This window comes from Streptomyces sp. NBC_00190, assembly GCF_036203305.1.
Lineage (GTDB): Bacteria > Actinomycetota > Actinomycetes > Streptomycetales > Streptomycetaceae > Streptomyces.
This window is the reverse complement of sequence record NZ_CP108131.1, coordinates 2,931,125-2,945,315: the sequence shown is the minus strand read 5'-3', so window position 1 is coordinate 2,945,315 and position 14,191 is coordinate 2,931,125. Positions and strand designations below refer to the sequence as shown.

The 14,191-nt window shown below is 72.5% G+C and carries 8 protein-coding genes; all 8 read left to right on the top strand.

The window, feature by feature from the left end:
• Window positions 1-11 precede the first annotated feature (11 nt).
• The 8 genes from mreD to OG429_RS14285 all read left to right on the top strand — a co-directional run bounded on the left by mreD (window position 12) and on the right by OG429_RS14285 (window position 14,102).
• Window positions 12-719: a rod shape-determining protein MreD gene (gene mreD, locus OG429_RS14320; protein WP_328925711.1), complete on the top strand. Its 708-nt coding sequence runs from the start codon at window positions 12-14 to the stop codon at window positions 717-719.
• A 13-nt stretch (window positions 720-732) separates the two neighbouring features.
• On the top strand, window positions 733-2,904 hold the full coding sequence (mrdA, locus tag OG429_RS14315) for a penicillin-binding protein 2 (protein WP_328925710.1): 2,172 nt from the start codon (window positions 733-735) through the stop codon (window positions 2,902-2,904).
• A 14-nt stretch (window positions 2,905-2,918) separates the two neighbouring features.
• Complete coding sequence (gene rodA / locus OG429_RS14310; RefSeq protein WP_328925709.1) at window positions 2,919-4,118, top strand: rod shape-determining protein RodA; 1,200 nt, start codon at window positions 2,919-2,921, stop codon at window positions 4,116-4,118.
• A gap of 49 nt (window positions 4,119-4,167) precedes the next feature.
• The gene (locus OG429_RS14305; protein ID WP_328925708.1) at window positions 4,168-5,691 is read left to right on the top strand and encodes a CYTH and CHAD domain-containing protein; all 1,524 of its coding nucleotides are present in this window, start codon (window positions 4,168-4,170) and stop codon (window positions 5,689-5,691) included.
• A 73-nt stretch (window positions 5,692-5,764) separates the two neighbouring features.
• Entirely contained in the window at window positions 5,765-7,690 is a 1,926-nt protein-coding gene (locus OG429_RS14300; protein WP_328925707.1) for a TIGR03960 family B12-binding radical SAM protein, read from the top strand.
• 96 nt (window positions 7,691-7,786) lie between these two features.
• On the top strand, window positions 7,787-8,938 hold the full coding sequence (locus tag OG429_RS14295) for a hypothetical protein (RefSeq protein WP_328925706.1): 1,152 nt from the start codon (window positions 7,787-7,789) through the stop codon (window positions 8,936-8,938).
• A gap of 127 nt (window positions 8,939-9,065) precedes the next feature.
• Window positions 9,066-9,845 carry a TIGR03936 family radical SAM-associated protein gene (locus OG429_RS14290; RefSeq protein WP_328925705.1) on the top strand — a complete coding sequence of 260 codons (780 nt, stop codon included), beginning with the start codon at window positions 9,066-9,068 and terminating at the stop codon, window positions 9,843-9,845.
• A gap of 234 nt (window positions 9,846-10,079) precedes the next feature.
• The gene (locus tag OG429_RS14285) at window positions 10,080-14,102 is read left to right on the top strand and encodes an Rne/Rng family ribonuclease (RefSeq protein WP_328925704.1); all 4,023 of its coding nucleotides are present in this window, start codon (window positions 10,080-10,082) and stop codon (window positions 14,100-14,102) included.
• The last annotated feature ends 89 nt before the right edge of the window (window positions 14,103-14,191 follow it).

Genomic DNA, 14,191 nt, shown 5'->3' with positions numbered 1-14,191 from the left:
GCAGACCGACCATGCGCTTCAACCGGATCCTGCTCTCGGCCACCCTCGTCGTGGTCGCGCTCGTCATCCAGGTCACCGTCCTCGGCCGGCTCCAACTGCCCGGCGCCGTGCCCGACCTGGTGCTGCTCACCGTCGTCGCCCTCGCGCTCGTGTACGGGCACGTCAGCGGCGCCCTCATCGGCTTCTCCGCCGGCCTCCTCGCCGACCTGGCACCGCCCGCCGACCACGCCGCCGGACGGTACGCACTCGTCCTGTGCGTCATCGGCTACGTGGCCGGCCTGGTCCGCCCCGACAACGGGCGGTTCCGTTCCGCCTGGGGCCCGATGCTCACCGTCGTCGCCGCCGCGATCGGCTCCACCCTGCTCTACGCGAGCGTGGGCGCGCTCGTCGGCGACACGGCCGCCCGCCACGTGGGCCTGACCGGGCTGCTGTTCACCGCCACCCTCTACGACCTGCTGCTCGCGCCGTTCACCGTGCCGTTCATCATGGCGCTGGCCCGGCGTGCCGAGAACGACCCGATGGCCGTCGAGGCCGGCGGCGGCCCCGCCGGCAAGGCCGCCGACGTCTCCTCCGGCTGGCTGGCCGGCGGTACCGGCCTGCGCATCGGCAGCCAGCGCGGAGGCCTGCGTCTGAAGACCGCCCGGTCCCGGGCCAACAAGGCCGTCCGCATAAAGGGCGTCAAGCCGTTCAAGGGTGTGAAGAGCATCAAGAAGCTGTGAGGGAGGAGCAGGCGTGACCAACGTTCCGGAGACCGGCCGCACCTCCCGGGTGCAGATCCGGCTCGTCATCATCCAGGTACTCGTCCTCTCGATGCTGGTCACCCTCGGCGGGCGCCTCTGGTACCTCCAGATCCGCAACGGCGAGGAGTACTACCACGAGGCGAAGAGCAACCACGTCCAGCGGGTCGTCCGGCCCGCTGTGCGCGGGTCGGTCCTCGATGCCCGGGGCGTGCCGCTCGCCGACAACGAGACCCGCCTGGTCGTCTCCGCCAGCCGCACGGCGCTGATGAAGATGAAGGACCGGGGCAAGGGCGTCATGACGCGCCTCGCCGACGTCCTGGACATGACCGCCAAGGAGGTCATGGAAAAGGTCCGGCTCTGCGACTCCCAGACCCCGAAGCCCTGCTGGAACGGCTCCCCGTACCAGCCGATTCCCATCACCCTCGAAGCCACGACGCAGCAGGCGCTGCAGCTGCGCGAACGCCCCGAGGAATTCCCCGGCATCACCGCGGAGCCCACCGCCGTCCGCCGCTACCCGGCACCCGCCGGGGCCCGTACCTCACAGGTGCTCGGCTACCTCTCGCCGGTCACCGACGAGGAGATCCAGAAGGCCAAGGACACGGACTCTCCGCATCTGCGCTCCGACCAGGTCGGCCGCTCCGGAATCGAACGCACCTATGACAAGCAGTTGCGCGGCAAGGCGGCCGTCACCTCGTACGAGGTCGACAACCTCGGCCGGGTCATGCACCAGACCGAGGCCGACCCGGGCGTGCCCGGATCCACCCTCATCACCAGCATCGACGCACGGGTCCAGTCCGTCGCCGAGTACGAGCTCCAGCAGGCGATGAAGACCGTCCGTCAGGAGACCGACAACATCACCGGCCGCAAGTACGAGGCCGACTCGGGCGCCGTCGTCGTCATGGAGACCAAGACCGGCCGCGTCGTCGCGATGGCCTCCCAGCCCGACTACGACCCCAACGCCTGGGTCGGCGGCATCTCCGGCAAGGACTACGCCAACCTCACCAGCAAGAACTCCAACTACCCGCTGCTCAACCGGGCCATCCAGGGCCAGGCCCCCGCGGGCTCCATCTTCAAGGTGGTCTCGGCGAGCGCGGCCGTCCGGGCCGGCTACGCCTTCGACGACAAGTACAACTGCAGCGCGTCCTACAACATGGGCGGCCGGAGCTTCGCGAACTTCGAGTCCAAGGGGCACGGCCCCATCACCCTCGCCGAGGCCCTCAAGTTCTCCTGCAACACCGTCTTCTACGCCCTCGGGCACAAGGAGTGGCAGCGCGACGGCGGCCTCTCGCCCAAGAAGGACGCCCACGACTGGTTCTACCGGACCGCCCGTGAATTCGGACTCGGCTCCGAGACCGGGATCGACCTGCCGAACGAGGTGACCGGCCGCATCCCCGACCGCCGCTGGAAGAAGAACTTCTGGGCGGCCAACAAGGACGCCTGGTGCAAGCAGGGCAAGAAGGGCGGCACCTACGTCGAGCAGATCGCCTACGAGAGCTGCCTCGAAGGCAACCAGCTGAAGGCGTTCGACAGCATCAACTTCGCCATCGGCCAGGGCGACGTCCTCGTCACCCCCATCCAGATGGCCACCGCCTACTCCGCCATCAGCAACGGCGGCACCCTCTACGACCCCACGGTCGGCAAGGCCGTGATCAGCCCCGACGGCAAGCGCATCGATATGATCAAGCCCAAGCCCCACGGCAGGCTGCCGGTCGACGCCGAGACCATCGGCAACCTCGACAGGGGCCTGCGGATGGTCGTCGAGCCCGGCGGCACCGCCGCTTGGCGGTTCGGGGGCTGGCCGCTCGACAAGATCCCGATGCGGGCCAAGACCGGCACCGCCCAGGTGTACGGCAAGCAGACCACGTCGTGGCTTGCGACGTACACCGACGACTTCGCGATCGTCATGACGATCTCCCAGGGCGGCACCGGCTCCGGGGCCTGCGGCCCGGCGGTCCGCGCCCTCTACAACGCCATCTACGGCCTCGACATGGAGGGCAAGCAGGACCTGAAGAAGGCCCTGCTGCTCCAGCCCGAGGCCAAACTGCCCAAGATCCGCCCCGACGGCTCCATCGACTCCCCCGAGATCAGGCCGTACGTGCCGCCGTCCCCGGAGGAGCCGGCGCCGCCCGTGCTCGCCGGGCCGCCCTCCGCGCGGCAGGACTGAGGACCGAAACCGACATGCAGACCGCCAACAAGTTCTCCGTCTCCCGGTACGCGCCCGAGCGCGGGGCGATGGCCAAACTCACCGCCCGCGACTCGGTGGTGCGCCGGCTCGACTGGCCGATACTCCTCTCCGCGCTCGCCCTGTCCTTCATCGGCTCCCTGCTGGTGTGGTCGGCGACCCGTAACAGGACCCAGCTGAACCAGGGCGACCCGTACTACTTCCTGGCCCGGCACGCCCTGAACACCGGCATCGGCCTGGTGCTGATGATCGGCACCGTCTGGCTCGGCCACCGCACCCTGCGCGGAGCGGTGCCGGTCCTCTACGGGCTCTCGCTCGTGCTCATCCTCGCCGTGCTCACCCCGCTCGGCGCCACCATCAACGGCGCCCACGCGTGGATCGTGATCGGCGGCGGATTCTCCCTCCAGCCCTCCGAGTTCGTGAAGATCACGATCATCCTGGTCATGGCGATCCTGCTGGCCACCAGGGTGGACGCGGGCGACCTCACCCACCCGGACCACCGCACGGTCGTCAAGGCGCTCTGCCTGGCCGCCGCCCCGATGGGCATCGTCATGCTGATGCCCGACCTCGGGTCCGTCATGGTCATGGTCGTCATCGTGCTCGGCGTGCTGCTGGGCTCGGGCGCCTCCAACCGCTGGGTGCTGGGCCTGATCGGCTCGGGCGTGGGCGGGGCCGTCCTGATATGGCAGCTCGGCGTCCTGGACGAGTACCAGATCAACCGCTTCGCGGCCTTCGCCAACCCCGAGCTCGACCCCGCGGGCGTCGGCTACAACACCAACCAGGCGCGCATCGCGATCGGCTCCGGCGGCCTGACCGGCTCCGGCCTCTTCAAGGGCTCACAGACCACCGGCCAGTTCGTGCCGGAGCAGCAGACGGACTTCGTCTTCACCGTGGCGGGCGAGGAGCTCGGCTTCGTCGGGGCCGGACTGATCCTGCTGCTGCTCGGCATCATCCTGTGGCGGGCCTGCATGATCGCGCGGGAGACCACCGAGCTCTACGGGACGATCGTGTGCGCCGGGATCATCGCGTGGTTCGCCTTCCAGTCCTTCGAGAACATCGGGATGAACCTCGGGATCATGCCGGTGGCCGGCCTTCCGCTGCCGTTCGTGTCGTACGGCGGGTCATCGATGTTCGCGGTGTGGATCGCGGTCGGACTACTGCAGTCGATCAAGGTGCAGCGACCATTGTCGGCCTGATGCTCCGTTCACCCTGCCGCCGTGATCCGTTCAGGACTAAGTTCGGTCTATGGCGGACACGAAACGCGAGATCGAGCGGAAATTCGAGTTCACTCAGTCGAAGTCGGCCCGGCACGGGGTGCCGGACCTGACGGGCACGGCCGCGATCGCGGCCGTCTCCGACCAGGGCACCGTCGACCTCGACGCCGTCTACTACGACACCCCCGACCAGCGGCTCGCGGCCGACGGTCTCACCCTGCGGCGCAGAACGGGCGGGGCCGACGCCGGCTGGCACCTCAAACTGCCCGTCTCCCCGGGAGTGCGCGACGAGATCGGGGCCCCGCTCGGCGACGACACCGTCCCGCGCCCGCTGGCCGCCCTGCTCCGCTCCCGGGTACGCGGCGCCGCGCTGGAGCCGCAGGTCAGGCTCCTCTCCTCGCGCCGGGTCAGCCATCTCCTGGACGCCGACGGAGCCGTGCTCGCGGAACTGAGCACCGACACGGTACGGGCCGAGCGGGGCGAGGCCACCGCCGACTGGACCGAGGTCGAGGTGGAGCTCGCCGACGGGGTCGACCCCGGGCTGCTCGACGCGGTCGAGAAGACGTTCCGCAAGGCCGGGCTGAAGGTCTCCGCCGCCCCCTCGAAGCTCGCCCGGGCGCTGGCCGAGACCGGCACGGCGCCCCCGGCCCGGCCCGGGGGCGGGGGCTCCGACGGTACGGCGGGCGCGTACGTCCTGGCGTACCTGCGCGAACAGCTCGACGCCCTGATCGCCCAGGACCCGGCGGTGCGGCGGGGCCTGCCGGACTCCGTCCACCAGATGCGGGTCGCCTCCCGCCGCCTGCGCAGCGCCTTCAAGACGTACCGCAAGGTGCTGGACCGGACCGTCACCGACCCGATCGGCGAGGAACTGCGCTGGCTCGCCGCCGAACTCGGCGTCGACCGCGACCAGGAGGTCCTGCTGGAGCGGATCCAGGCCCGCCTCGACGAACTGCCGCGCACCCTGCTGCTCGGCCCGGTCCGCGGCCGGCTGCGGACGTGGAACGCCACCCGCCGCTCCGGATCCCGCCGCCGGGCCCTGGCCGCGCTCGACAGCGCGCGCTACCTCGCCCTGCTGGACTCCCTCGACGTCCTGCTGGACGCGCCCCCGCTGCGCAAGGCCGCCCGCGGCCGGGCGGAGCGCGTCCTGCCGAAGGCCGTGCTGCGCGACTTCGAGCGCCTCGCCGGCCGGGTCGACACGGCGCTCGCCCTCGCCGAGGGCCACGAGCGCGACCTGGCCCTGCACGAGGCCCGCAAGGCCGCCAAGCGCGCCCGGTACGCGGCGGAGGCGGCCACGCCCGCGCTCGGCAAACCGGCGAAACGCCTGGCCAAGGCGATGAAGTCGGTCCAGACCCTGCTCGGTGACCACCAGGACAGCGTGGTCGCCCGCGACGCCCTGCACGGCCTCGCCGTCCAGGCGGCGGGCGCGGGGGAGTCCGCCTTCACCTGGGGCGTGCTCTATGCCCACGAGGAGGCCCTGGCCGCACGGCGCGAACAGGAGCTTCCGGACATCTGGGCGAAGGCCTCCGGACATGGGCTGAGGGCCGCACTGGGATGATCATGTGGGTGGAGGCGCCTGAGCCTGGGGGTACGCTTGAGAGCTGCCCCCTTGCCCGCTTCACGAAAGTCGCGTGATGACCGAGTCGGTCTTCCCTCAGCTTGAGGCCCTGCTTCCGCACGTGCAGAAGCCCATCCAGTACGTCGGTGGTGAGCTCAACTCCACGGTGAAGCCGTGGGAGAGCTGCGACGTCCGCTGGGCGCTGATGTACCCGGACGCGTACGAAGTCGGGCTGCCCAACCAGGGCGTCATGATCCTCTACGAGGTGCTCAACGAGCGCGAGGGCGTGCTCGCCGAGCGCACCTACAGCGTGTGGCCCGACCTCGAAGAACTGATGCGCGAGCACAACGTGCCGCAGTTCACCGTGGACAGCCACCGCCCGGTCTCCGCCTTCGACGTGTTCGGCCTGTCCTTCTCCACGGAGCTGGGCTACACGAACATGCTCACGGCGCTCGACCTCGCGGGCATCCCGCTCGAGGCCAGGAACCGCACGGTCGACCACCCGATCGTCCTCGCGGGCGGCCACGCGGCCTTCAACCCCGAGCCGATCGCGGAGTTCATCGACTGCGCGGTCATCGGCGACGGCGAGCAGGCCGTCCTCGACATGACCGAGATCATCCGCACGTGGAAGGCGGAGGGCCGGCCGGGCGGGCGCGAGGAGGTCCTCCTCCGTCTCGCCAAGACCGGCAACGTCTACGTCCCCGGTTTCTACGACGTCGAGTACCTGCCGGACGGCCGCATCGGCCGTGTGGTGCCCAACCGCTCCGGCGTGCCGTGGCGCGTGTCCAAGCACACCGTCATGGACCTCGACGAGTGGCCCTACCCCAAGCAGCCGCTGGTCCCGCTCGCCGAGACCGTCCACGAGCGGATGTCTGTGGAGATCTTCCGGGGCTGCACCCGAGGCTGCCGTTTCTGCCAGGCCGGCATGATCACGCGCCCCGTGCGGGAGCGAAGCATCACCGGCATCGGCGAGATGGTGGAGCGCGGGCTGAAGGCCACGGGCTTCGAGGAGGTCGGCCTCCTGTCGCTGTCCTCCGCGGACCACACCGAGATCGCGGACATCGCCAAGGGCCTCGCGGACCGCTACACGGACGACAAGGTGGGCCTGTCCCTGCCGTCGACCCGTGTGGACGCGTTCAACGTGGACCTGGCCAACGAGCTGACCCGCAACGGCCGCCGCTCCGGGCTGACCTTCGCCCCCGAGGGCGGCTCCGAGCGCATGCGCAAGGTCATCAACAAGATGGTCTCGGAAGAGGACCTGATCCGGACCGTCTCCACGGCGTACGGCAACGGCTGGCGCCAGGTGAAGCTGTACTTCATGTGCGGCCTGCCGACCGAGACCGACGAGGACGTGCTCCAGATCGGCGACATGGCGGTCAACGTCATCGCCAAGGGGCGCGAGGTCTCCGGCCAGAACGACATCCGGTGCACGGTGTCCATCGGCGGTTTCGTGCCGAAGCCGCACACCCCGTTCCAGTGGGCGCCGCAGCTGTCGGCCGAGGAGACGGACGCCCGCCTGGGCAAGCTCCGCGACAAGATCCGCGGCGACAAGAAGTACGGCCGCTCCATCGGCTTCCGCTACCACGACGGCAAGCCGGGCATCGTCGAGGGCCTGCTCTCGCGCGGTGACCGCCGCATCGGCGACGTCATCCGCGCCGTGTACGAGTCCGGCGGCCGCTTCGACGGCTGGCGCGAGCACTTCTCCTACGACCGCTGGATGGAAGCGGCGGAGAAGACGCTGCCCGCGTACGGCGTGGACGTGGCCTGGTACACGACCCGTGAGCGCACGTACGAGGAGGTCCTGCCCTGGGACCACCTGGACTCCGGTCTCGACAAGGATTGGCTCTGGGAGGACTGGCAGGACGCCCTCGACGAGACCGAGGTCGACGACTGCCGCTGGACCCCGTGCTTCGACTGCGGTGTCTGTCCGCAGCTCGACTTGGACATTCAGATCGGCCCGACCGGCAAGAAGCTGCTGCCGCTGTCGGTCGTGAAGTGACCTCGGGCTGACGCAGCCCGCGAGATGCCCCTCACCGGGAACGGTGGGGGGCATCTCACGTGCAACGGCTCGGGCCCGTGCTGCGTCGTCGTAGGTATGGACCTGGAGAAACACGGCCGGCACGAGCCGGAACCCGGCGGCGAGGGCTGCGTCTTCGCGCTCGTCCGGATCCCGGTGCGGATCCTGGCCGTGGTGATCGTGCTCCCGCTGCGGATGGCCTGGGACCTGCTGGTCCTGGTGGCGCGCGGCGTGCACCGCCACGCCCTGCGCCCGGCCGGCGACGCGGTGGCCTGGCTGTTCACCCGGCTCGACCGGTACGTCCTGACGCCGCTCGGGCGCGGACTGGCCTGGCTGGCCCGCTGGACGGGAACGGTCCTGAAGTGGCTGGCCCTCGCCGTCTTCTACTGGCCGTGGGCCGCGCTGTGGGATCACGTCCTCGCGCCCGCGGGCGCCGCCCTGTGGCGCTGGGTCCTCGTCCCCCTGGGGCAGGCGGTCGGATGGCTGGCGAAGGCCCTGTTCGTGTGGCCTTGGGTGGCGCTGTGGCGGTACGCGGTCGTCCCGGGAGCCGCCGCGCTGTACCGGTACCTGCTGCGGCCGGCCGGCGGCGCGGTCGTCTGGACGCTCACCGCCGTGTACCGGTACCTGCTGCTGCCGTCGGCCCGGGGCATCGCCTGGCTGGCCCAGGGGCTGTACCGGTACGTCCTGGTCCCGGCCGGCCACGGCCTGGCCCGGCTGGCCCGCGGCACCGGGGCCGCGCTGGGCTGGCTGGCGAAGGCCCTGTTCGTCTGGCCGTGGGTCGCCCTGTGGCGGTACGCCGTCGTCCCGGTCGCGGCCGGGACGTACCGCTTCGTCCTGACCCCGCTCGGGCAGGGCGTCGCCTGGGCCGCACGGGGCCTGTACCGGTACGTGCTCACACCCCTCGGACACTTCGCCGCCGCCGTCTGGCACCTCGCCGGCCGCGTCAGCCGGGCCGTCGGCCGCGGACTCCTGTGGCTGTGGCGAGGCCTGGTCGCCCGGCCCGCCGCCTGGGTCCGCCGCCAGGTGCTCACTCCCGCCGGACACCTCGTCCGAGAGGTGTGGCGCAGCTCGCGGCTCGCGGTGCGGGAGGCGCGGGCCTCCGTACGGCAGGCGCTCTTCGGTCCTCCGCCCCGGGAACCGGCGAGGTCACGGGCGCGTACTCTGGGTAGTACGACAGCCGCAGGCAACACGCCCGCTCCCGAGATCTCCCTGCACGAACGGCAGGGGTGAGCCGGAGGCAGGGCGTGGCCGGCAGGTCCCACAGACGCTCAGGGCGACGCGCGAGCCGCGGAGCCCCGCACAAGGAGAAGAACCACTGGGCAAGCGACAGCCCGAAGGCCCGCCTCCCGCACCGGTGGTGCAGCGCATCCGACTGCGCTACACCAAGCGCGGCCGCCTCCGGTTCACCAGCCACCGCGATTTCCAGCGCGCCTTCGAGCGGGCCCTGCGCCGGGCCGAGGTGCCGATGGCGTACTCGGCCGGCTTCACCCCGCACCCCCGCGTCTCGTACGCGAACGCCGCCCCGACCGGGACCGGCAGCGAGGCCGAATACCTGGAGATCGCCCTCGCCGCGCCCCGCGACCCCGAGAAGCTCCGCGAGCTGCTCGACGAGTCGATGCCGGCCGGGCTCGACATCATCGACGCCGTGGAGGCCCGCACCTCGGGCCTCGCGGACCGGCTCACCGCCTCCGTGTGGGAGCTGCGCCTGGACGGCGTGGAGCCCGCCGAGGCCGAGCGGGCCGTGGCGGCCTTCCTCGCCGCCGAGACCGTGGAGGTGCAGCGCCGCACCAAGAACGGAATGCGGACCTTCGACACGCGCGGCGCCGTCGTCACTCTGGAGGCCCTTCCCGCCCAGGCTGATAGGCCCCTGGACAATGCCTGTGCGATACTGCGGCTGGTTGTTCGGCATCTGACACCTGCCGTGCGACCCGACGACGTCCTGTCCGGTCTCCGAGCTGTGGCCGACCTGGCGCCGCCGGTCCCCTCAGCGGTGACCAGGCTGGCGCAGGGGCTCTTCGACGAGGAGTCCGGCACGGTGACCGACCCGCTCGCGCCCGACCGCGAGGCTGATACGGCCGCTCCACCCACGGCCGCCGTAGCCGCCGACGCGAAGGCGCCGGAAGGTCCCGCCGCGTAAGGAACGTCGTCGTCGCGCAGCCCTGGCACTCGGGAGCCACCTGGGTCGGGCCGCGCACTGACCTGAAGACTTCCGCCAGGCCGTACGGACAACACGTACGGAACCGGCGGCCATGAACTGAGCTCCCGTGTGGCGAACGCGCCCCGGAGGCCGGTTCCGCGCTCATTACGCGGAGCCGTGCCGGACCGGAAGTCAGCCGCGGCGCCCGGGAGCGTGACGGGAGAACCGCCCGCAATGCTCAACAACGAAAACGACACCACCACCGCCGGTAACGCCGACAACGGCAGCCCGAGCGACAACCTGCCTCCGCGCAGGCGCCGCCGCGCCGCCTCCCGGCCCGCCGGGCCGCCCGGCGCCGCCGCCGCAGAGGCGACCCCGGTGACGGAGGCCGCCCCGGCCGCCCCCGTGGAGGAGGCCGCTCCGGCCGCCGCCCCCGCCCGTACCCGCCGCCGCGCGACCCGCGCCGTGGCCGCCCCCGAGACCGCTGCCGCCGAGGCTGTCGCCGAGGCCGCCGCCCCGGCCGCCCCGGTCGTGGAGACCCCCGCCGCCGTCGCCGAGGAGCCCGCCGCTCCCGCTCCGCGTGCCCGCCGCCGTGCCACCCGCGCCGTCGCAGCCCCCGAGGCTCCGGTCGCCGAGGCCGCGCCCGTGGCCGAGGAGGAGGCTCCGGCCGCTCCCGCCCCGCGTGCCCGCCGCCGTGCGACCCGCGCCGTCGCCGCGCCCGAGGCCGTGGCCGCCCCGGCCGAGCCCGTGGCCGAGGAGGTCGAGGAGGCTCCGGCCGCTCCGGCTCCGCGTGCCCGCCGCCGTGCGACCCGCGCCGTCGCCGCCCCGGCCGCCGAGGCCGCCCCGGCTCCGGTCGTCGAAGCCGCCCCGGCTCCGGTCGCGGAGGCCCCGGCCGCCGTGGTCGAGGAGGCCGAGGAGGCTCCGGCCGCTCCGGCTCCGCGTGCCCGCCGCCGCGCCACCCGCGCCGTCGCCGCCCCGGCCGCCACCGCCCCCGTCGAGGACGAGGCTCCCGCCGTGGCCGAGGAGGCCCCCAAGGCCGCCGCCCGCGCCTTCACCGTGGCCGACGCCCTGGACTCCCCGAAGCGCGGCGGCCGCCGCCGCGCCACCCGTTCCACCGCTCCGGCCGCCCCCGCGCAGCCCGCCGCCCAGCCCGCCGAGAGCGCCCAGCCCGCGGCCCCGGCCCGTGCCCGCCGTGCCGCGCGCCCCGCCGTGGCCGTCTTCCAGGCCCCGGTCTTCGCCGAGCCGATGTTCCAGACGCCCGAGACCGCGGCCATGGCCGCCGCGGCCGCCCGCGCCGCCGCCCCGGCCGAAGAGATCGAGGAGGAGGAGACGGAGGCCGCGGCCGAGGTCGTCCAGACCTCCGCCCCGCAGCCCGCCGGCCGCCGCCGTCGTCGTGGGCGCGGCGCCGCCGAGGCCGCCCCGGTCGCCGAGTCCGCGCCGGTCTCCCTCCCCGAGGTACTCGCCGAGGAGGAGCCCGAGGCTGAGCTCGAAGAGGAGTCCGCCGAGTTCGAGGAGGGCGACGAGTCGGGCGAGCGTCCCTCGCGCCGTCGCCGTCGCGGTGGCCGTCGTCGCCGTCGTGGCGAGTCCGCCGACCTCGACGAGGCCGCCGAGGAAGAGGCCGAGGAAGAGGCCGAGGCCGCCGAGCAGGAGGCCGAGGGCGAAGAAGAGGCCGCCGAGTTCGACGAGGCCGACGAGGCCCTCGGCTCCAGCTCCAGCCGCCGTCGCCGCCGTCGCCGTCGCCGCAGTGGCGAAACCGCTGCCGAGGCCGCCGAGGCGGGCGAGGAGGACGGCGTACGCACCGTCGTCAAGGTCCGCGAGCCGCGCCCGGCCCGCGAGAAGGCCGAACCCGGTTCGGGCACAGACGAGGTCCAGTCCATCAAGGGCTCGACCCGCCTGGAGGCGAAGAAGCAGCGCCGCCGCGAGGGCCGCGAGCAGGGCCGCCGCCGCGTCCCGATCATCACCGAGGCCGAGTTCCTGGCCCGCCGTGAGGCCGTCGAGCGAGTCATGGTCGTCCGCCAGTCCGGCGAGCGCACCCAGATCGGCGTCCTCGAGGACAACGTGCTCGTCGAGCACTACGTCAACAAGGAAGAGGCCACCTCGTACGTCGGCAACGTCTACCTGGGCAAGGTCCAGAACGTGCTGCCGTCCATGGAGGCCGCCTTCATCGACATCGGCAAGGGCCGCAACGCGGTCCTGTACGCCGGTGAGGTCAACTTCGAGGCGCTCGGCATGGCCAACGGGCCGCGCCGCATCGAGTCCGCCCTCAAGTCCGGCCAGTCGGTCCTGGTGCAGGTCACCAAGGACCCGATCGGCCACAAGGGCGCCCGCCTGACCAGCCAGGTCTCGCTGCCCGGCCGCTACCTGGTCTACGTGCCCGAGGGCTCGATGACCGGCATCAGCCGCAAGCTGCCCGACACCGAGCGCGCGCGTCTGAAGACCATCCTCAAGAAGATCGTCCCCGAGGACGCGGGCGTCATCGTGCGCACCGCCGCCGAGGGTGCGAGCGAGGACGAGCTGCGCCGCGACGTCGAGCGTCTGCAGGCCCAGTGGGAGGACATCCAGAAGAAGTCGAAGCAGATCTCGACCTCTTCGCCGAGCCTGCTGTACGGCGAGCCGGACATGACCGTCCGTGTCGTGCGCGACATCTTCAACGAGGACTTCTCGAAGGTCATCGTCAGCGGTGACGGCGCCTGGGAGACCATCCACGGCTACGTGAACCACGTGGCCCCGGACCTGACCGACCGGCTGTCCCGCTGGACCTCCGAGGTCGACGTCTTCGCGACGTACCGGATCGACGAGCAGCTCGCCAAGGCGCTCGACCGCAAGGTGTGGCTGCCCTCGGGCGGCTCGCTCGTGATCGACAAGACCGAAGCGATGATCGTCATCGACGTCAACACCGGCAAGTTCACCGGTCAGGGCGGCAACCTCGAAGAGACCGTCACCAGGAACAACCTGGAGGCGGCCGAGGAGATCGTGCGCCAGCTGCGGCTGCGCGACCTGGGCGGCATCGTCGTCATCGACTTCATCGACATGGTCCTGGAGTCCAACCGCGACCTGGTCCTGCGGCGCATGCTGGAGTGCCTGGGCCGTGACCGGACCAAGCACCAGGTGGCCGAGGTCACCTCGCTGGGCCTGGTCCAGATGACCCGCAAGCGGGTGGGCCAGGGTCTGCTGGAGTCCTTCTCCGAGACCTGCGTCCACTGCAACGGCCGCGGTGTCATCGTGCACATGGAGCAGCCGACCGCGATCGGCGGCGGCGGCAACGGCAAGCGTTCCAAGCGCCGCGGTGGCAAGGCGGAGTTCGACCAGCACGACCACGAGGTCGAGACGGTCGAGGTGGAGTTCGAGTCCGAGGCCGAGGTGGCCGCCGAGGCCGCCGCGCCGCAGGCGCTGCCCGAGCCCGAGTTCGTCGCGGACGAGGAGCTGTACAGCAGCCCCGCCGAGGCGGAGGCCGCGGCGGGCCTGAGCGGCCGCCGCAACCGTCGCCGTGCCACCCGCAAGGCGACCGCTCCGGCGGGCGCCCCGCGCGGTGCGACCGCTCCGGCGCAGGCACCGGCCCCCGCGGCCGAGGCCGTCGCCGAGGTCGTCGCCGAGCCGGTCACCGAGCCGGCCGACACGGTCCTGGAGCCGGCCGCCGAGGCCGCCGAGGCCGTGGAGGCCGCGGAGGCCGCGGAAACGGTGGAGGCCGCCCCCGTCGAGGAGGCCCCCAAGGGCCGCACCCGTCGCCGTGCGACCCGTAAGGCCACCGCCCCGGCGGGTGCCCCGGCCCCCGCGGCCGAGGTGGCCCCGGAGCCGGTCGTCGTGGCGGAGCCCGAGCCGCTCGTCGCCGAGCCCGAGCCCGAGCCCGAGCCGGTCGTCGCCGTGGCCGAGGAGGCCCCGGTGGCGGAGGCCGCTCCGGCCCGTCCGCGCCGCCGTGCCACCCGTAAGGCCACCGCGCCCGCCGGTTCCCCGGCAGGCGCGGCGGAGGCCGCCGTGGTGGTCGTGGAGGCCCCGGTGAGCGAGCCGGAGCCGGAGCCGCAGGCCCCGGCCGAGGCCGAGGAGGCCGCTCCGGCCAAGAAGGCCGCCCGGAAGGCTCCGGCCAAGAAGGCGACCGCGGCGAAGAAGGCCACCACCGCCAAGAAGGCGACGGCGGCCAAGAAGACCGTGGCCAAGAAGGCGGCCACGACCAAGAAGACCGCGACGAAGCGGGCGACGAAGAAGACCGCGGCGGCCGAGCAGCAGACGCTGCCCTCCGTCTCGGCTCCGACCGAAGCCTGATCGACGCGTCCGAAGAAGAGCAGCATGACCGTGGGCCCCGCCGCGAGGCGGGGCCCACGGCCGTGCGGGTGCCGGTTTGACCCCTTGGG

What these genes read in the sequence shown, in the direction of transcription:
- mreD (WP_328925711.1), top strand. Translation starts at nt 12, where the DNA reads ATGCGCTTCAACCGGATCCTGCTCTCGGCCACCCTCGTCGTGGTCGCG.
- rodA (WP_328925709.1), top strand. Translation starts at nt 2,919, where the DNA reads ATGCAGACCGCCAACAAGTTCTCCGTCTCCCGGTACGCGCCCGAGCGC.
- OG429_RS14295 (WP_328925706.1), top strand. Translation starts at nt 7,787, where the DNA reads ATGGACCTGGAGAAACACGGCCGGCACGAGCCGGAACCCGGCGGCGAG.
- OG429_RS14285 (WP_328925704.1), top strand. Translation starts at nt 10,080, where the DNA reads ATGCTCAACAACGAAAACGACACCACCACCGCCGGTAACGCCGACAAC.
- OG429_RS14305 (WP_328925708.1), top strand. Translation starts at nt 4,168, where the DNA reads ATGGCGGACACGAAACGCGAGATCGAGCGGAAATTCGAGTTCACTCAG.